Source organism: Sodalinema gerasimenkoae IPPAS B-353 (assembly GCF_009846485.1).
Taxonomy (GTDB): domain Bacteria; phylum Cyanobacteriota; class Cyanobacteriia; order Cyanobacteriales; family Geitlerinemataceae; genus Sodalinema; species Sodalinema gerasimenkoae.
The window spans coordinates 2,317,853-2,337,009 of the sequence record NZ_ML776472.1; the positions used below are offsets into that span (position 1 = coordinate 2,317,853).

At 53.0% G+C, this 19,157-nt stretch carries 15 protein-coding genes and 1 pseudogene; 8 read left to right on the forward strand and 8 right to left on the reverse strand.

All coding sequences use genetic code 11. The annotated features are described in order from the left end of the window. Window positions 1-9 precede the first annotated feature (9 nt). From L855_RS10190 to L855_RS10215, 6 genes and pseudogenes are all read right to left on the reverse strand, one after another. Window positions 10-1,081, reverse strand: a pseudogene (locus L855_RS10190) (IS630 family transposase). Between the two features lie 57 nt (window positions 1,082-1,138). Continuing rightward, complete coding sequence (locus tag L855_RS10195; protein ID WP_159787617.1) at window positions 1,139-3,694, reverse strand: PAS domain S-box protein; 2,556 nt, start codon at window positions 3,692-3,694, stop codon at window positions 1,139-1,141. A 124-nt stretch (window positions 3,695-3,818) separates the two neighbouring features. Beyond that, complete coding sequence (locus L855_RS10200; RefSeq protein ID WP_159787620.1) at window positions 3,819-6,059, reverse strand: hypothetical protein; 2,241 nt, start codon at window positions 6,057-6,059, stop codon at window positions 3,819-3,821. A gap of 12 nt (window positions 6,060-6,071) precedes the next feature. After that, window positions 6,072-6,890 (reverse strand): PP2C family serine/threonine-protein phosphatase, encoded by an 819-nt coding sequence (locus tag L855_RS10205; RefSeq protein ID WP_159787623.1) that lies wholly within the window; start codon window positions 6,888-6,890, stop codon window positions 6,072-6,074. 178 nt (window positions 6,891-7,068) lie between these two features. Continuing rightward, window positions 7,069-7,731, reverse strand: a complete 663-nt coding sequence (locus L855_RS10210) for a vWA domain-containing protein (protein WP_159791063.1) — start codon at window positions 7,729-7,731, stop codon at window positions 7,069-7,071. Window positions 7,732-7,846: 115 nt separating this feature from the next. Further along, window positions 7,847-9,097 (reverse strand): pentapeptide repeat-containing protein, encoded by a 1,251-nt coding sequence (locus L855_RS10215; protein WP_159787626.1) that lies wholly within the window; start codon window positions 9,095-9,097, stop codon window positions 7,847-7,849. Window positions 9,098-9,272: 175 nt separating this feature from the next. Here L855_RS10215 and L855_RS10220 point away from each other — a divergent pair, with 175 nt between their 5' ends. Then, entirely contained in the window at window positions 9,273-9,908 is a 636-nt protein-coding gene (locus L855_RS10220) for a pentapeptide repeat-containing protein (RefSeq protein ID WP_246199519.1), read from the forward strand. Between the two features lie 6 nt (window positions 9,909-9,914). After that, window positions 9,915-12,080: a Tex family protein gene (locus tag L855_RS10225; RefSeq protein WP_159787632.1), complete on the forward strand. Its 2,166-nt coding sequence runs from the start codon at window positions 9,915-9,917 to the stop codon at window positions 12,078-12,080. A 56-nt stretch (window positions 12,081-12,136) separates the two neighbouring features. Here the strand turns inward: L855_RS10225 and L855_RS10230 are convergent, their stop codons facing one another. Next, window positions 12,137-12,598 carry a DUF29 domain-containing protein gene (locus tag L855_RS10230; RefSeq protein WP_159787635.1) on the reverse strand — a complete coding sequence of 154 codons (462 nt, stop codon included), beginning with the start codon at window positions 12,596-12,598 and terminating at the stop codon, window positions 12,137-12,139. Between the two features lie 117 nt (window positions 12,599-12,715). On the opposite strand from L855_RS10230, the gene L855_RS10235 reads away from it, so the two are divergent. The 5 genes from L855_RS10235 (at window position 12,716) to L855_RS10255 (ending at window position 16,517) form a co-directional block, all read left to right on the forward strand. Further along, complete coding sequence (locus tag L855_RS10235) at window positions 12,716-13,801, forward strand: NAD(P)/FAD-dependent oxidoreductase (protein ID WP_159787638.1); 1,086 nt, start codon at window positions 12,716-12,718, stop codon at window positions 13,799-13,801. Between the two features lie 256 nt (window positions 13,802-14,057). Continuing rightward, window positions 14,058-14,495 carry an RrF2 family transcriptional regulator gene (locus L855_RS10240; protein WP_159787641.1) on the forward strand — a complete coding sequence of 146 codons (438 nt, stop codon included), beginning with the start codon at window positions 14,058-14,060 and terminating at the stop codon, window positions 14,493-14,495. A gap of 46 nt (window positions 14,496-14,541) precedes the next feature. Beyond that, a complete protein-coding gene (gene cysK, locus L855_RS10245; protein WP_159787644.1) occupies window positions 14,542-15,504 on the forward strand; it encodes a cysteine synthase A in 963 nt (320 codons plus the stop codon). A 19-nt stretch (window positions 15,505-15,523) separates the two neighbouring features. Beyond that, window positions 15,524-16,219 (forward strand): J domain-containing protein, encoded by a 696-nt coding sequence (locus tag L855_RS10250; RefSeq protein ID WP_159787647.1) that lies wholly within the window; start codon window positions 15,524-15,526, stop codon window positions 16,217-16,219. 85 nt (window positions 16,220-16,304) lie between these two features. Next, window positions 16,305-16,517, forward strand: coding sequence for a chlorophyll a/b-binding protein (locus L855_RS10255; protein WP_159787650.1), 213 nt, complete (start codon window positions 16,305-16,307; stop codon window positions 16,515-16,517). A 200-nt stretch (window positions 16,518-16,717) separates the two neighbouring features. Here the strand turns inward: L855_RS10255 and hetL are convergent, their stop codons facing one another. Further along, a complete protein-coding gene (gene hetL, locus L855_RS10260; RefSeq protein ID WP_159787653.1) occupies window positions 16,718-17,428 on the reverse strand; it encodes a heterocyst differentiation pentapeptide repeat protein HetL in 711 nt (236 codons plus the stop codon). A gap of 272 nt (window positions 17,429-17,700) precedes the next feature. On the opposite strand from hetL, the gene L855_RS10265 reads away from it, so the two are divergent. Next, window positions 17,701-19,149 (forward strand): NupC/NupG family nucleoside CNT transporter, encoded by a 1,449-nt coding sequence (locus tag L855_RS10265; protein ID WP_159787656.1) that lies wholly within the window; start codon window positions 17,701-17,703, stop codon window positions 19,147-19,149. Window positions 19,150-19,157 lie beyond the last annotated feature (8 nt).

Sequence of the window (19,157 nt, forward strand, 5' to 3'; positions counted from 1 at the left end):
TAGCCATACTTAGCATTGGTATGCCTCCCACCAGTGAAACTGGGTCAACCCCGAGATGAAATCGCGCTGGTTTAGCAGTTGGACACAGCGTCGCTCTACCTGGTCGAGTAAGTCCTCTAAGGTCTCAAACACTCGGTTGGCTACGGCTTCGTTGACAACTGGCCAGAGTCGTTCTGCCGGTTGCATCTCGGGGGAGTAAGAGGGCAGAAAGGCTAGGTGTAAGCCTTCGGGTAAGACCACCTCTTTTGAGATATGCCACCCGGCTTGGTCTAAAACCAGCACGACTTGTCGTTCGGGTCCAATGTCAAAGTGCTGGGCAAAATCAGCTAAGGCTCGATTAAACAGCTCGATATTGACCCGAGGCAGCAGCCACCAATAGGTCTCACCGCTGTGGGGATGGACAAACCCATAGAGCCAAAACCACTCATAGCGAATGCGAACCTGAGCTTTGGGCGACTCATGCCATTTATTGACCCAGCGGCGACGCCTGATGGGATGAAGCCCTAGGCGATGTTCGTCCATGGCCCATAGCTGAACGTCGGCATCGGGATGGTCGCGTCGGATTGCCGCGAGTTGCTGGTGCAGCTTTTTTTTCCCACTGCCGCTGCTCCTCTTCAGTGGCGGACTGTTGATGCTCTTGACGAGGGACTTTCAGGGAGAACTCCATCTGCTTGAGAATCTCCCAGCCCCGTTGGCGGTGAACCGGACGGTCTAAGCGCTCGCTAAGCCAGTCGGCCACCTTGCGTCCATTCCAGAATCCACCCTCGGGAGGGTCTTGCTGCAGAGCTTGGCACAATAAGGCTTGAGTCTCATCGTCGAGAATCAGGTGACCATGGCCCTGATTGTGTCGCCGCTGGTCTCCCAGGGACTCTGGCCCCTGATGGTTATAGCTCCTGACTACTTCATAAATCCAATTTCGGCTATAGCCGGTCACCTCTGAGACCTCAGCCGTCGTCTTACCCAGTTGCAGCAGCCAGATTAGCTGATAATGCCCCCGCTCAATCCCACTTTTAGCGCCTCGGTAACGCTTTTCTAGTTCTTCGGTGCTCAAATGAGCTTCTAGGTTAAGTCGCCGTCCCATGCTCGTTTATCCTTTTATCCTTAGTCTGCCACCACACTGATTATATACCATAGGCGATTAGCCGGACTTGATATTATACAGTCCCGTGAGAGCATCTCGGATACTTTGTTGCTGTAGCGTCTCCCGTAGTTTTAGGTTGGCGATCGCCAGTCCTAACTGTTCAGCCACCGTTTGTGCCAACTGACGCTTATTACCGATCAACTCCAACTCCGGCGGAACCATGAGATAAAACAACCCCAAGGTTTCTCCCTGAGCCACCATGGGAATGCAGTAGGTGGTTGCCCCGTCCGGGAGATGCTTAACATGGCCACAGTGTAACTCTCCCCAATATTCCGATATTAGATGAGGCCGTCCCCGTCGTAGTCCCCAACACTCTTGATGGGAAAACTTAGCCTTTGAATAAAGCTCCTCTCCCCATTGAGCTAAGGTCTCCAACTGGTGGCCGCTATCCTTGGTTTGAAAAATTCCTCCCGCAGAACCGGGAAATAATGGGGGAATCAAAGTTGCGACAACCTGACAGGCTTCTTGAACCGTCAAACAGGCTTGCAAAAAATCACCAATTTGGCTGAGAGTTTGCATTTCAGCATGGCGCTCTCGTAAATCTTGCAGTCGTTCTTGCAGTTCTTGATTCGTTTTTTCTAAAGTAAGCTGATAATTTTTAATAGGCGTAATATCTCGGAAGGTTACCGCAAATCCATCTCCAAGTTTAACCGCTATATTCTCAAACCAACTATCAATCTCATCATGATTATAGTAAAATTCACGAGTTCCTGGTTCTCCAGATTCAACTACTTGTACGTAAGAATCAAAGAGTCCATCTTTTCGATGGCCGGGCATCACCTCAAGTAAGCGGTGTCCCACCAGTTGTTCCGTGGTTCTTCCGGTCATCGTACAACTTGCGGGATTGGCTAGTCGATATTCAAAATCAATAATCTTACCCTCTGCATCCCGAATAGATTGGAACGCCATAATCCCATCCAAAGAGCTATTCAAGACACTTGCCAACTGTAACTCTGATACCTTCAGGGCATCTTGAATCTGGATCATTTCCGTAATATTGGTTAATAACCCAATGCAGCCTTGATAATTTCCTTGGGTATCTTGTAAAGGCGTGGTTGAAAGAATCAGCCAAACATCAGAGTTATCTCGATGACAAAAACGATAGACAGCTTGCTCACTATCTCCTCGGGTTTGATTGCGGATTTGTTGGCAAATTTTCTCTTCAGACTCTGGAGAAATAAATGCGGTTAGGGGTTGTCCCATCATCTCTGAGGCTGAGTAGCCGAGCATTTTAGCCATCTGGTCATTCACAAACTCTGTAGTTTCTTCAGAGTTTACTACCCAAACCCCTTCTAATGTTGTTTCAATAATAGTTCGGTAGCGTTTTTCACTATCTCGAAGCGCAATCGCTTTTTGTTTTTGATCCGTGATATTTTTTGAGATTGACCAAAATCCTTTTAGGGGTTGACTGCCGAGTGCGGGAAATAAAATGGTCTGGAAGTATTGAGTGACACCATTGATGTCCAGCTCATCTTCAACTTGCAGCGGTTGTAATGTCTCTCGAATGGTTTGCAAGCGTTGTTCAAATATGTTAGTGACTTCAGGAGAAAAAAAGTCATAAAACGATTGCCCCAGTAGTTCTGAGGGATTTTTGTCTAAGGTTTTAGCAAATGTGGGATTCACCTTGAGGTATTGGCCATGGTTATCCAACCGACTAATGGCCATGGGAGCATTCTCTAAAAACGTTTCTAGCTCTTGATTGATGTCTCGCAAATTTAGTTCGGCTTCTTTTTGATGGGTAATGTCAATATGACAGCCAATCATACGAGAAGGCTTCCCCATTTCATCCCATTCAATAACTCGTCCTGAGCAAAGAATCCATAACGTCGCACCGCTTTTATGATGATAGCGAACCTCACGATAGAAGGGGACAGTTTGTGGACTGTCTAGGTGATTGTTAATAGACTCAAGTACTTCGGGCAAATCTTCAGCAAAAATCAACTTCTGCCAAGTATCAGGATGATTTTCGAGTTCATGATCTTCATAGCCCAGCATCTTTTTGAAGCTAGGGCTTAGATACTCGGTGTTATCTTGGAAATTCCAGTCCCAATAGCCAGCCAAAATAATCTCAAAAATAGGTTCAAGAAGCTGTAACTCTCGGTTGCGTTTTTCAATTTCAAGACGCTCTATTTCAGCGTTTTTGCGGTCTGTTATATCTCGGATTAGATAGGAGAAATGAGGACGCTTTTGTTCGCTTAATCTTAAAAAATTGAGAGTCACCAAAAGCCATCTAAGTCCAGTCTCCGTTTGTTCCTCATATTCAAAGGACAACGGTTCTCGCTCCCGTTTGCATTGCTGATAATAGCCAACAATGTCTTGGATTTTTTGAGGATCTAGCCCCAGGTCCCCGAACGTTTGACCCCTAAGAGATTGTCCAGGACGATTAAAAAAAATCGCAGTGGCTTCATTATGGCTGAGGAAGTGAAGAGTGACGTGCTCATCTTGCTCAACCATTTCAAGAATTCCCATCATCAGGGGAGAACTTTCATAGAAAATATGTAAAAGTTCCGATGTGGGATAGGAACAGCAGTCACACACTGAAATCTGGGACATTTACGCCATAAAATCCTTGATAAAAACAAGGTGTGAAGATAGAGTGGCCCACATCTAATATAACCGATTATTTCAACCCCTGTTGAACCTTAAGGAGGAATAGTTTGAGGGGTCTTCGAGGACTCTAGGTTTGAGGAGAATCCGGTTCAGGGGGAGTTGAGAGGTCTTCCGACCAATTAAGATGCCAAATGCCAATTCCTCCGTAGATATCTCCGCCAATCAAGGTTTTACCGTTGATACCAAAGGCTAATGTACTGATATGACTGGCAGTTTCTGCATGTAATAGGGCGCCGGTGCGGGTATCCCAAATCTGAATGACGCCGTTGTCGGCGGGGACTGTCATCGCGAGGAGACGACTTTCGGGACCCAGGGCCACCACCAGGTCATCGGGGGGATCTTGGGGGAGGGTGGCTTCACGTTGGCCGGTCTCCACATTCCAAAGGCTAATGTCTCCGGACCCGGCTGTCACGAGAGTTTGACCGTCAGGACTGAGGGCAAGAACTTCTTGGGCGTTCCCGGCCCAGCGGCGACGTTCTCGCAAGCCATCGATGTCCCAAATGGCCACATCTCCGTCAGTGGTTCCCCCCATTTGTAGATGTTCCTGGTTACTCAGCGAGAGGGCTTTGGGGGTAATGGGAAGGGGGAGGGCGTTGATGAGGTCGAAGGTTGCCGGGTTCCAGGTTTGTAGGCCCCCGGAGGTGGCCCCAACGAGGCGATCGCCGTTGGCCCCGACGGCCAGGACTTGCACTTGGTCTTGGGGGAGGCCCAACACGGAGGAGAGGCGGCGCGATTGCAGTAGGACGCGATCGGGAAATGACCAAATTTTCAGGGTTCCATCGTGGCTACTACTGGCGAACCAGTCCCCGGTGGGACTGACGGCGATGGCAGTGACGCGATCGCGATGATCGTAGCGGCGATCGCCGAGGGTGAGGCTAAAGTCTGTCTCCTGAATTTCCGCCTCACTGGGGGCGGCCTCTTCGGTTAGGGTTAGGGTCACGCCGTTATCGGGGGAGTCGAGGCGGGTTTCTGTGGTTGAGGCTTGAGGGGTGGAAGGGGAGGAGGAGGCGCGATCGCCCGGCCATTCCGACAGGTAGAGGCCCGCAGATAGGGCCAGGGCAATCACCAGACTCCCGCCGAGAAAGTCATAACGATATTCCCAAAAGTATTGACTGATATCGGCTTTGAGTTGGCTTAAGCCATTGCCCGAAGGACTAATTTTGCTCAAGCTATGGGGTGAGGCGAAGGAAATTGTATAACCCACGGCTTGGGGAACTGGGGAGGGGAGGGGACGTTTTTTGACCTTGGCCTTGCGGGGTTGCTGACGTTGCAAGCGGCCGACTTCTTGGGAACTGCGGGGAAAGGGATCTCGGCCCCCTAATTTGCGGCTGCGATCGCACCAGGGACAATGGCTTAAATGGCTGCCATAGCGATGTTGGGGGTTAGCCGAACAGGTAATGAGTTGGGCTTCCGCCCCTTCGAGGACTTTAACCCAGGTTTGGGCATCGGGACGCTGCTGGGGTTGACGGTGGCCCACTTCAAAACATTGGCTAAACAGGCGTTGCAGTTCTGGGGGGAGGAGGTTAGCGGGGGGGGCGATGGGGGTGGGGCGATAGGGAACCCCTCGGCTACTATAGGCGAAATGGCCGGCGGCGATGCGTGTTTCTATGGGGGGCGGATCGCCGGATTCGAGATAAACCCCGGCGAAGGGGTGGGTTCCTTCCATCAGGAGTTGGAAGATGAGAACGGCTAAGCCAAAACAGTCTTGTTCCGGGCGACGGCGGACATGGCGGAGGGTTTTACCTTGGAGTTCTGGGGGGGTAAATTCCGGTTTGCCCACGGGACAGGGATAGAGGGCGTTGCCGTCGCTGACTTGGAAGGAGTCGGTGTCTACGAGGGTAATGAGGGCGGTGCGACTAACGAGGATGTTGGATTCGTTAACATCGCCGATGACGTAACCCCGAGAGTGGATACGGCTGACGGCGGCGGCGAGGTTGCGGGCAGTGCGATAGAGGTATTGGTAGTTGAAGAAGGGACAGCGATCGCGTCGGGATTTGGGGGTGTAGAAGTCGTGGAGGGGGAAGCCTTCTCCGACGCGGGGCATGAGGAAGCCGACGATTCGCCCTCGCTGCCAGAGGGGATCGAGAACCCAGGCGATGGAGACATGGCCGGCAGCGGCGGTGGGATCGTCGGGGGGGTTGGCGGCCATGACGGCCAGTTTGCGCCCCAACTCCGGGGTAGGTTGGTGGTAGAGTTTGGCCACCCAACCGGGATGTTGGTGGACGCTATAGATTTTGCCTTCGCCACCGCCGGCGATGGCCACACCCAGACGGAGGAGGGAACCGTTAGACTGCCGTTGAACTTGCACAGGTTTGTGGGGTTAGGGGTCTGAGGGAGATGGAGCGATCGCCCCCGCTAATACTAAGGTTAGATCGTCATCGGTCCGTTGGCTGACGCGGGGGGAGGTGAGGAACCCCTGAAGTTGCTCGTTGGCCCCGGCTTCGTCGCTGTCTTGTTGAATAAATTGGAATAAGGGGCTGAAAAACCGCTCGTGGGGTGTGCCTTGGGGCATTTCCAAAGCTAAACGCTGCAAGCCGTCGGAAAAGAGGGCGATTCCTTGGGGGGCAATGGGATAAATAGAAATTTCCGCTTGGGCGATCGCACCCTCGGAGGTGAGGAAGGTGGTTTGATTGGCGTATTCTCCCTGTTGGGGTTGGCTGAGGGCGGTTAGGGTACCGGTCTCATCTATCATAACCGCTGCCCCATCGCCAATCTGAGCCACCGCCACCCCTTCATGGCTGGCCACAAGCAAAATCAGGGTGCTGGCACATTCTCGCGGCGGCAATCCTGCGGCTTCGGCCTGTTCAATGACGCAGGTTCTGGCGGCTTCTAGGGCTTGCTGCAAGAGCTGGGTGAGGTCTGGCTCGTCTGACCCGTCCTCCTGCTCTGGGTCTTCTTTATCACAATTACTTGATTTTGTCAAGGGCAGAAGCGCGACATTTGCCAGATAGGCGATCGCCGCTTGCACGGCCCACTCGGCCCCATCCTGCGATCGCGTCGCAGAACCCGCCCCATCAGCCACCGCCGCCAGCAGCAGGCCATCGTCACGAATCCGAGTGGCCCAAGCATCTTGACAGGGCTGCGATCGCTTCTGATGACTGGTTCCACATACAGAAGCCCCCAAAACACGCCAGTTCATAAGAAATAATTGAATAGGTAAAGGCAAAAGGTAAGAGAGGCAGTAGGCAGCAGGCAGTAGGCAGTAGGCAGTAGGCAGTAGGGTAACCACAGAGTCACAGAGGAAGAGGAGGAGGGTTCCCTGTTCCCTGTTCCCTATTCCCTTCTTCCCCCCTTTTGCCTCTTGCCTCTTGCCCCCCCTACACCTCACCCCATCCCGGTGGGGGGAGAGGAACTTGATCATCGGGTTGGGAGTTGGAGACGCGCTGCATACTGGCCGATAGCCAGACAAATAACTCGCGGAAGTCTAACCCTTTGAGTTTGAGGGGGGTGCGGGGGAAGATTTCCCCGAGACGTTCCATGTTGGCATTTTCGACGCCGACAGCGAAACAGGCGACGCGCTTGTTAGCTTCGTCATCCCGTAGACGGGCGATCGCCTCTTCGATGGCCCGTTTGGGTTCCCCTTGGGGTTCCCCGTCGGTGATGGTGAAAATCCAGGGACGATAGTAGGTGATGCCATTATCCCGATATTGGCGTTTGCGCTCGTCGAGGAGTTCTAGGGCTTTTTGTAATCCGGTTCCCATGCTGGTTAAGCCTTGGGCCGTTAAGACGGGAGCCTCGAAGCGATCGGCGGTGACGAAGTCTAACACCACTTTCACCTTGGAATCAAAGGATACCACGGCCACCTCAACCCGTTTACGGGCTAAATCATCCTGGTTGAGTTCGTCTCGGAAGGTTTCTAGGCCTTCGTTGAGGGCCTCAATGGGTAGCCCTGACATTGAGCCTGAGGTATCGAGGAGCAAAATACAGGGACAACGGGGTTCTGGGTTTTCGGCAAACTCAACGGCATCTTCGAGACGAATGGCATCGGACATAACTTCGGAGAATCCAAGAACGGTTAACAGGATAGCAAAGTTGTTGGGCGATCGCCCTGATGGGAGCATCCCCAATCATCCCCATAGGATGGCCCAACAGCGGCTAGCGACCGAGTTTATTGGGAATCCCCTCACAGCCGCCGGGAATGGTTTGACGGGCGTTTTCCCCACACCAGGCACAGCAATAATAGCGTTGTCCCTCGGATAATCGCTGCACATTGCTGAAATTGGCATCTTCTACGACGGTTCCGGTATATTCGCCGGTTTCATAGTTGGGGAGATCATGGCGGGTGCGAGGGGTGGCGGTTTCAGCTTTCCCGTAAAATAAGCGAGTTCCCTTGAGATCAGCACCGGTGAGATTGGCTTCATAGAGAATGGCACGACTCATGTTGGCCATAACTAAGTCACAGTCGCTGAGATTGGTGCGAACTAAATTGGCATCACTGAGATCCGTCCAGCGTAAATCGGTTTTGGATAAATCTGTGGCGGCCAACATGACGCTGAGATCAATGACACGGGTTCCGTAGCGACGATCTTCGGAGTAGCCGCCTGCCCCATCGAGCATGGGCCGGCCTAGACGGCGATCGCGCTGTAGGGGGGTGAGCAGCCGCGATTGAGATAAAAAGCGCAGGATTTTGGCTTTCCCCGCTGCATCAACACTGCTGAGAATAGCAGCGGTTCGTCCGTCAGCGATGGCCCGTTCCTGGGGCCAATCTTCCAATAACCCCTCGTCGTTAATGGTGAGATCGGAAATTCCCTGAAAATAGGCGTCAATGGTTTGTTGCTGGGTGATGCGGTTCTGTTGAATGGTTAAATCTCGGGAAATGACATATTGTTGCCAAGCCACATAAACCGCCAAAATGGCAATGGCAATTTGTCCCAACGCCCCCACAATTTCCCCCAACGCCCCCACGGCATCCCAGTTAATGCGAATGGCCCGGGTTCCTTGCTGGTTGGAGGTACTCAGCACCAATAAGCCAGTGGCGGAGGCCAACAGGCCCAGGGTGGCGATGACTAACTTGCGCCAGGGATCAGGAATAACCTGTTGCCAGACATTCGACCAACTCGGCAGAATCAGAATCAGGGACACCACTAGGGTGACTAATAACCCCGTCAAGGCTAACCAAACACTATCAACGGCCAAACCCACAATGGTGAGGAGAATGGCGGAGATGATAATGAAACTGGGATAGCGTTTTAGGTAGTTGAGGGTGGCCGAACGAGTCTCGGGGACAACCTCTGGGGCGGATGTGGAGGCGTTGAGGCTGGCCGGGGCTGGGGGCACGGGTTGGGACTCCCCCCCTTTTCCGTTTAACTCTGATGTAGGAACTTGAGATTGGGAGTTTTGACTCATTGAGTTGGCCGATCGCGGTGAATGGTTTGGGCTGGGGTTAATGGGAACGTGAGGGAACTTGGAGCCTCCGCTACAATGATTTTAGCCCTGCTGTATGTCCCCTTGCTGCCAAAATGCCGTGACCCGAAATTTGGATCGGTACTATCACATCCTCGGCCTTGAACCGGGTGCGTCGATGGAAGAGGTGAATCAAGCCTATAAAGACTTGGTGTTTATCTGGCATCCCGATCGCATTCCCGGTGACAATCGCCGTCTACAAGAGAAGGCCGAGCAAAAGCTCAAATCGATCAATGAGGCTCGTGATTCTCTGCGGGCCGCTCATCGAGAACCTCGGAAACCGCCCGCATCACCGCCGCGACACCCTCAGGGGCGATCGCCCTCTCCACCCCCTCCCCGTCGTGATCCCAGAGCGCCCTATTCCCAGAATCGCCCACCCCGTCGCCCCTCCCGGGATATGAGTCATGCGGATTTGCGGGGGGTGAATTTTCGCGAAAAAGACTTGTCTGGCCGCAATCTGGAAGGGGCGATTTTGGTGGATGCCAATCTCAGTGATACCTTCATGCACCGGGTGAATCTGACGGGGGCGGATTTGTCGGGGGCGAATTTGTTTCGGGCCAATCTGTTGGAGGCGGATCTCAGTCATGCGATTTTACGTAATGCCAACTTGATTGGGGCGGATTTGAGCGGGGCGGATTTGAGTCACGCGGATTTACGGGGGGCCAAGGTGGGGACGAGTAATCGCTTGTTAGTGAAACTCACGGGGACTAAACTAACGGATGCCATTCTTCCCGATGGCTCGGTATATCAATAATTGGATATGGCAACGCTGAATCAACAACTAGCTCAACTTCTCTCTCGGGAGTTCTCGTTGACTCCCCATCATGTCTCGAATGCCCTCGAACTCTGGCTTGATGGGGCAACGATTCCCTTTATCGCCCGCTACCGCAAGGAACGCACTGGCGAAATGACGGAGGTGGTGTTACGGGAGTTATTTGAGCGGTATGGCTATTTGAGTGAGTTGGAGGAGCGCAAAACTGCGATTTTAGAGGCGATTTCGGCTCAGGGGAAACTGACAGAGGCCCTAGAGAAGAAGATTCTGGCCTGTCAGCAAAAAACAGATTTGGAGGATCTCTATCTTCCCTATCGCCCCAAACGCCGTACTCGGGCTACCATCGCCCGGGAACGAGGGTTAGAACCTTTGGCCGAGGCGATCGCCGCTCATAATCGTCCCCAAGCTCCCCGGTTTGATTTGGAGGGGGAAGCGGCGAAGTTTGTCAACCCAGAGGGAGAGGTGGAGACGACGGAGGTGGCCCTTCAGGGAGCGGCGGATATTTTGGCCGAGGCGATCGCCGAAGATGCGGAGATTCGCGCTGGGTTACGTCAGACGCTCTTGGAACAGGGGAGTTTTGAGTCGCGGATTAAGAAAGACTACCCGGAAGGAAGCACGAAGTACGAAACCTATCGCAATTATCAGATTTCGACTCGTAAGATTGCCCCTCATAATCTCTTGGCTCTGTTGCGTGGGGAACGGGAGGGGATTTTGGATCTCAAGCTGACTCATGATGAGGAGCGGTTTTTGCAGCAGTTGTCGAACCGCCTCATTCGCACGGGCGATCGCCGTTTACGTCAGTTCTATCAGGATTTGATTCAAGATGCCTATAAACGTCTGTTGCAGCCCTCCATTACCAATCGGGTGATTGGGGAAAAACGAGATTGGGCCGATGAGGCCTCGATTGAGACGTTTGAGGCCAATTTACGGGCCTTGCTGTTGGCCGCTCCGGCAGGCCGCAAGGCAACCCTTGGTATTGATCCAGGGTTCCGCACGGGCTGCAAGGTGGCGGTTATTAGCGAGTTAGGCAAGTTTTTGACCTATGAAACCATTTTCCCCCATCAGTCGGGGAAACGCCGCCAGGAGGCAGCGCAAACGCTACAAAAATTAGTCAATACCTATAGGATTGAGTTGATTGCCATTGGTAATGGAACCGCCAGTCGGGAGACGGAACGGTTTGTTAAGGAGGGGTTGCAGGGGGTGAAGAGTCCGCCGATCGCCCTGTTGGTGAATGAGGCGGGTGCGTCGGTGTATTCGGCCAGTGAGGTGGCGATCGCCGAGTTCCCGGAACTGGATGTGACGATTCGTGGGGCGATTAGTATTGCGCGGCGGCTACAGGACCCCCTGGCGGAGTTGGTGAAAATTGACCCTAAATCCATTGGGGTGGGACAATATCAGCATGATGTGAATCAGACGTTACTGAAGCGCAAACTGGCGGAGACGGTGGAGAGTTGCGTCAACTATGTGGGGGTGGATCTCAATACGGCTTCGGCGGCGTTGTTAACGTCGGTGTCGGGGTTGTCGAAGACGGTGGCCAACAATATCGTGGCCTATCGCGATGAACAGGGGGCGTTCCGAAATCGTCGCCAGTTGTTGAAGGTTCCCAAGTTGGGGCCGAAGGCCTTTGAGTTGTCGGCGGGGTTTTTGCGGGTGCGTGATGGGGAGAATCCCTTGGATAATACGGCGGTTCACCCAGAACGCTATGGGGTTGTTGGGGCGATCGCCAAAGATTTAGGGCTATCGTTGGCGCAACCTGAAGGCATCGCTCAGGGGATGCGATCGCGAGATTTACGCAGTTATGTGACGGAGGAGGTGGGGGAACCGACGTTACGAGACATTTTGGAGGAGTTGGAGAAACCGGGACGAGATCCTCGGGATGAGTTTACCTATGCGAGTTTCAAGGAGGGGGTTGAAACCTTAGGGGACTTAGAGGAGGGGATGCTGTTAGAAGGAGTCGTCACGAATGTGGCTAATTTTGGCGCGTTTGTGGATGTGGGGGTACATCAGGATGGCTTGGTGCATATTTCTCAGTTGGCGAATCGCTTTGTTCGCGATCCTAATGAGATTGTCAAGGTGGGGGATGTGGTGAAGGTGAAGGTGTTATCGGTGGATGAACGGTTGAAGCGGATTGGTTTGTCGATGAAGGAGGTTTAGAGAGGGGAACCACGGAGTCACAGAGGACACAGAGGAGAAGAGGGGGGAGAGAGGGGTTAGGGGAGCCAGTCGGGGTTGAGAAGGGTCTCTAGGTCGGTGATTGGCTCTTCGGGAAAGGTGTTTAGAGGTAGTTGAGAAACGTTGGCGGCCAGTTGCCGGCCGTCACGGTAACATGGGTAGTAAATCTCCTCTAAGTAGGGTTTTAGGCTGGGACTTTCTTTGAGATAGTCTTGAATTTGTTGGCGAAAGTTAAGGATTTCTCGTTGCCAATGTCCTTGATTTCTTTCTCGTTCTGCTTTCCAATACTTGAGTTTTAGGAGATGCTCAACTAAATGTTTTAAGAGGTTTTTGATTGCGCGTTTGTCCCGACGAGCCAAGTCTGTGATTTCCTCAATGAGATTCTCTAAGTCTAAGGCGTTAAAGTCTTGGGTTTCCAGTTTTTGCCGGGTTTCGAGGAGCCACAGGTGATAGTCGCTCTCGTAGAGATTGGGGGAGATAGGAGTGGAACGGGCCAGCATAGGAGAGGTTGGATAGGAGGAGGTTGAGGCTTTGGGGGGATGCCCTTCAAGCACTAGGCTAGCATTTTTGTTAGACTGCCTCCTGAGAAGGGTTTAGGGAGTTGGAGGGCGATCGCCATGAAGGTTGATGTTGCTGTTGTCGGTGCTGGATTGGCAGGCTTGACGGCCGCCTTGCCGTTACAGGTGGCGGGGTATTCGGTACTGCTGTTGGAAAAGTCTCGTGGTTTGGGGGGACGCTTGGCCTCCTATCGTCTGAATGGCTCTCGTTGCGATCGCGGGGTTCGCTATCTGACGGAGGAGGGCCGCTTGTTGTCCGGGTTGGTGCGATCGCTACGTCAGCGGGGGGTGCTTGAACCCTGGATTGAGCAGAGTCATGTCTACAGGGCTGAAGGATTGGTTCTAGACTCGCCTCGTACTCATTATGTTGCCCCTGAGGGGATGAGTCAGATTGCCAAGGAATTGGGCCAGGGGTTAACGGTTTGGTACAGTCGCCGGGTTCAAGAGATTACCCCCCAAGCCGACGGCTGGCGTTTGGGGTTAGAAGCCGTTGTGGAGGGGTCTAAGGACCCCCTGGAGGTCATGGCTGAGGCAGTAATTCTGGCAATCCCTGCCCCCCAGGCCCTTCCCCTGGTGCAAACTCTGCCTGGAATGACACCAGAGATGCTCACACCCTTGGCAGCGGTGACCTATGATCCCTGTTTAACCCTACTGGCTCAATATCCTCAGGATGGGGTTCCGGCAGACCTTCCCTGGCGTTCTCTGGAGTTTCCAGACGATCCCGACTTGTCTTGGCTGGGATTCGATAGTAGTAAAGGGACCCCGTCAAAACCGAGGGGCGATCGCCTGTTACTGGTCATTAATAGTAGCCCCGAGTTCGCGCGATCGCATCTGGAGGACAGAGAATTTACCCCAGTCATCGAGCAGTTACTGAACCAAGCGGCCACCCGCGTCGGCGATTGGTTAAAAACCCCTGAAACCACCCATCTCCACCGTTGGCGTTATGCCATTCCCCGCCAGGTTTGGTCGCAAGATAGTTTAGTTCTCCAGACCCCGTTTCCCCTAGTCTGTTGTGGAGACTGGTGCGGTTCTCGTCAAGTCGAAACCGCTCTACGCTCAGGCCTAGCCGCCGCCAGTAGCATCAATGCCCAACACCAACAACGCCCCCTCCCCCCCATCAGCCAACTCTGGGATAGCCCATCATAAGGACCCCACGTCATTTCCCCTCCTCTTCCTCCTCTCCCTCCTCTTCCGACCTGTCCTCGGGCAGCCACAAGGGCGTGCCCCTACGTGTTTCCCTGCTGCCTACTGCCTGCTGCCTACTGCCTACTGCCTTCTCCCCCCTACTGCCTACTGCCTTTCTTCTCTTCCCCCAAACTACAGTGGAGAACCGGAGTATAATAGACCTGTTTGAGGAACTCCATCCCTCAACACGCTGTTTTCGAGGTTGAACGCTTCCACTGTGGAACTTTCTTGCAAAAGCGAATACGCCCTACTGGCCTTACTTGAACTGGCCGTTCATCATAGTAAAGGGGAACCCCTGCAAATTCGGCAAATTGCTGCCCAGCAGGGGATTCCCGATCGCTATCTCGAACAACTCCTGGCAACCCTACGGCGAGGGGGGCTAGTGCGATCGCAGCGAGGGGCGAAAGGAGGCTATCACCTGGCTCGGGAGCCTTGGAACATCACCTTGCTCGAAGCTCTCGAATGTATCGAAGGGACCAACGAACAGAGCACCGCCCCCCAAGATAGTCCCCCGACGGTTGAGAGTGGGATTATTAAAGATATTTGGAAGGAAGCCCAAGAAGCGACGGAGAGCGTGTTAAAAAAATATACGCTTCAAGACTTGCGAGAACAGCGTGATGCGCGATCGCAGCTCAATATCATGTACTACATTTAACTGTCCCCAAGCCACATCCACGTTAACTCCTAGAGGATCATTCTCCATGAAAATTGCCAACAATATCACAGAACTCGTCGGTCATACTCCCCTGGTTCAACTGAATCGTATCCCTCAGGCGGAGGGCTGTGTTGCCCAAATTGTCATGAAATTGGAGGGGATGAACCCCGCTGCCTCGGTCAAAGATCGCATTGGGGTCAATATGATTAATGCGGCGGAACGGGACGGCCAAATTAGCCCAGGCGAGACGATTCTCGTTGAACCTACCTCCGGGAATACGGGGATTGCTTTGGCGATGGTGGCGGCGGCCCGAGGCTATCAACTGATTCTGACGATGCCCGATACCATGAGTTTGGAACGGCGGGCGATGTTACGGGCCTTTGGGGCCCAGTTAGAACTGACTCCAGGGGCAGAAGGAATGCGCGGGGCAATTTCGCGGGCCTCGGAAATCGTCGAGACCACGGACAATGCCTATATGTTGCAGCAGTTCCAAAATCCGGCCAACCCCGACATTCACCGCAAAACCACGGCGGAAGAAATTTGGCAAGATACCGATGGCCATGTAGATATCTTGATTTCTGGAGTGGGAACCGGCGGAACCATTACCGGCATTGCCCAAAACTTGAAACATCGTAAACCTCAGTTCCAGGCCATTGCCGTTGAACCCTGCAATAGCCCCATCCTCTCCGGGGGAAATCCTGGCCCTCACAAGATTCAGGGCATTGGGGCCGGGTTTGTGCCGGAGGTTCTTGATACCTCGTTGATTGATGAGGTGGTGACGGTAACCGATGATGAGGCGATCGCCTATGGCCGTCGTTTGGCGGCGGAGGAAGGGTTACTCTCGGGGATTTCCTCCGGTGCAGCGTTGGCGGCGGCGATTCGGGTTGGGCAACGTCCGGAAAATAACGGTAAACTCATCGTGGTCATTCAACCGAGTTTTGGGGAACGCTACCTCAGTACGCCCCTCTTCCAAGATCCTCAGTTGACCATGGAAGCGGTGTTGACTTAACTGTTTTCTCTGAGTTCTCATGGGTGAGCCGAATTACTACCAAACTCTTCGTGTTACTTCAGCGGCGACACAAGCTGAGGTGAAACAGGCCTATCGACGGCTGGTGAAGGAGTTTCACCCCGATCGCAACCCCGATGCCCAGGCCCGCGACGAGATGGTTCGGATTAATACCGCCTATGAAGTCCTCGGCGATCGCCAGGCCCGCCAGTCTTATGACCGTCGTCAGGGGCGTTATCCTCAGACTGCCTCGGCCGGCGATCGCGGCTGCCGTCATGGTTCGGCTCGCCAACGCTCTGCTCGTCAGACTGCAACCACGGCTGATGAGCGGATTTATCGTTGGGTGACTCAGGTCTATCATCCCCTCAACCTGGAACTCGATCGCATTATTGATGCCCTCGATGAGCAGATTGATGAGTTATCTGGAGATCCCTTTGACGATGAGTTGATGGGAAACTTTATGGACTATATCAGCGCCTGTCAGGTTGTCCTCGAACGGGCCCAGGCCACCTTTGAGTCTCAACGGAACCCTTCAGTGTTGGCGGGGGTGGCGGCAGATCTCTATCACTGTCTCAATCAGGTGGGGGATGGCATCGAAGAGTTGGAGTACTTCAGCCTCAATTATGATGACCATCACCTCCATGTCGGACAGGAGCTATTCCGCATTGCACGGGGCTTACAGCTCGATGCCCTCGATCGCATCGGACCCCTAATCTGACATTTTTTGTAAAGGACTTGCAATTTTTCTTTACATTGCGTTACAATAGAGCCAACAGAGATAACGCACTAGGATATTAAACTTTATGACTTCTCGCGGATATACAAACGAAGAAGGCGGCTTGATGAACAACTTTGCCGTTGAACCCAAAATCTACGTTGATGAGAAACAGCAGTTTGGCTTCAACCAATATGCTGAGAAGCTCAACGGTCGCTTAGCCATGATTGGTTTCATCAGTGCGATCGCCCTAGAAATCGCCACCGGCCATGGTGTGATTGGTTTCTTGACTCACCTATAGGTCTTATTGACGGAACGTTATCGCAGTTCAACAATGCGCCTGCGTCCTCATATTAATAACTTTAAAAGGGACACTTTCTTGAGTTTAGGAAAGTGTCCCTTTTTGGATGTAACAGCTAAGATAACGCCCCATCCGCTCGTGATGAACTTTGGTTATACATCAACAAAGTTGGTGCATTATCCACTATCTACTAACAACGTTTAAGGGGTAGGTTGAAAGCCATCAGGAAGCGTTGCGCCCTGCAAATCCGCATGATCAAGAATCGTTCCCGTCAAATCTGCCCCCTGCAAATTAACATTTTGCAAAATGGCGTAACTGAGGTCAGCATAGCTGAGGTCAGCGTCCCGCAAATCAGCGCCAGTTAAATCGGTAGGGATAATTCCGGGTTCAGTGGCGAGATTAGCCCGGGTGAGAGTTGCGCCTTGGAAATCCGCATGATGCAGTTGAGCTTGACTCAGTTGAGCATAGCTAAAATCCGCCCGACGGAGAATTGCTCCATCAAGGTTAGTGCGCTGATCCGATGTGGAGCGTAAATCGGCGAAAATCAGGTTGGCTCGCTCTAAGTTAGCGCGACTTAAATTGGCGCCACAGAGCATGGCTTTGAGAAAATTGCTGTCCTTGAGAGTCGCCTGTGTCAGACGAGCGGCACTCAAATCGGCATCGCGAAAGAGGGCCCCGGATAAGTCGCTGTCCGTAAAGTCCGTTCCCCAGAGGATGGCCTCGCTCAAGTTAGCCCGGCGAAACTGACAGCGTTGGAAATAACTGCGGCCTAAACGAGCTTGGCGGAAATCGACTTCCTCAAAACTGGCCTCATTCAGTTGGGCACTCAGGAGTTCACATTCTTGTAATTGGATCTTATCGAAGCAGCGATCGCCTCGTTTGTAGCGTTGCAGTAGTTCATCAACGTCCATTCCACACCTCGGTAATGTATTGAACCCTCAGTTTAAAGGGAAGCCTGGGGCGATCGCTAGAACTCGGGGATGTCAGTTTGAGTTGGGGAGACTCGCGCAAATATGGGGGTGTTTAAAGATTCTCTCACTTTCTCCTCCGCATAAGATGCGATCGCGTCGGTTTTAAGGTAATGTCTTGGTGAAGTCTCCTGTCTTTGAGGGCAAGGGGACTCAACTGATCGGGCAGTCCCAGGATTTCCAATCCCCTGGCGATGCCAAAGGAGTGAACGAGCATGTTGAATATATTGTCTGCGCTCGGACTAGTTGGGTTATGTCTGGTTGCCTGGCTCGGGTCCGAAGATCGACGGATTGTCTCATGGAATACCATTCTTTGGGGCATTGGTTTGCAACTGGTCGTGGGTGGCATCGTCTTTGGAATCGGCAGCAATGTCGTGGTTTGGATTAACGACCTCTTAAATGTACTTCTCGATGCTTCAGAAGCTGGAGCGCGATTTCTCTTTGGTGGGGATATGTCCCCCTTTGTGCCAGACCCTGGACGCAGTCCGGGTCCCGGTGTCGCTGGACGCTGGCTAGTGCGGACGTTTGGAGACCCCTATGTACCGGTTCCGGGCGATCGCCTCGGTCCCGATAACCTGAATCCGGGGTTTATCTTGGCCTTCCGTTCCTTACCCCAGGTGATTTTCTTCTCAGGCCTTGTCAGTTTGCTCTACCGCCTCAGGATCATCCAGCCGATTGTTAAGGTATTCGCTAAAGTCTTCCGGCGGACTCTGAGGATCAGTGGGGCTGAATCCCTCGCTGGGGCCGCTAATATCTTTGTGGGGATTGAGTCGGCGATCGCCATTAAACCCTTTCTGCCCAACATGAGCCGCAGTGAACTCTGCGCCATTCTGGCCAGTTGTTTTGGCTCCATCGCCTCTTCTGTTTTAGCACTCTACGCGGGACTCTTGCGTCCCACCTTCCCCACCATCACGGGGCACCTGGTCTCGGCCTCGATTATGACGATTCCCGCCTGTTTCGTCCTCTCTAAACTCCTAGTTCCTGAGACCACAATTCCCGAAACCTTCGGCCAGGTTCCTGACGACTCCGAAGACTCTAAAGACCCCGATAAGCCGAAGCCTAATCCTATGGATAGTCTAATTGGCGGGGCCTTGGATGGGGTCAGAATGGCAGTGGGGATTGCGGCTGTCATTATCGCGATTTTGGGACTCGTTGCCCTAGTCAACGAGTTTTTTACGTTTCTAACGCAACTTCCCGGAGTCTTGGGGGAGATTTTCCAAGTCGTAACCCTGCAAAACCTATTAGGGGCACTCTTTTTGCCTCTGACCTTCCTAACGGGAGTCTCTCTACCCATTCCCTTTACGGAGGACTTCCAAGAGAATTGGCAAGTACTCTGGGAATGCTCTGTGATTATTGGCCGACGGTTATTTGAAACCAATATTCCGCCCTACATTTCCCTAGCTCAATTGGCGGGAACTGGGGTACTGACCCCTCGGGCCCTGCTGATTGTCAGTTATGTGTTGTGCGGTTTTACTCATTTCGCCTCCTATGGCATTTTCGTGGGCGGGTTGGCCACCCTCGTTCCGGACCGGCGATCGGATATTTCGGCGTTGGGCTTTAAGGCCTTATGGGCCGCCACGTTGGCGACATTGATGACCGGTTGTATTGCGGGACTGTTCTTTACAGGGAATACGGATTCGATTCTCGGTTTACCGACTCCGTAATGTCGGTG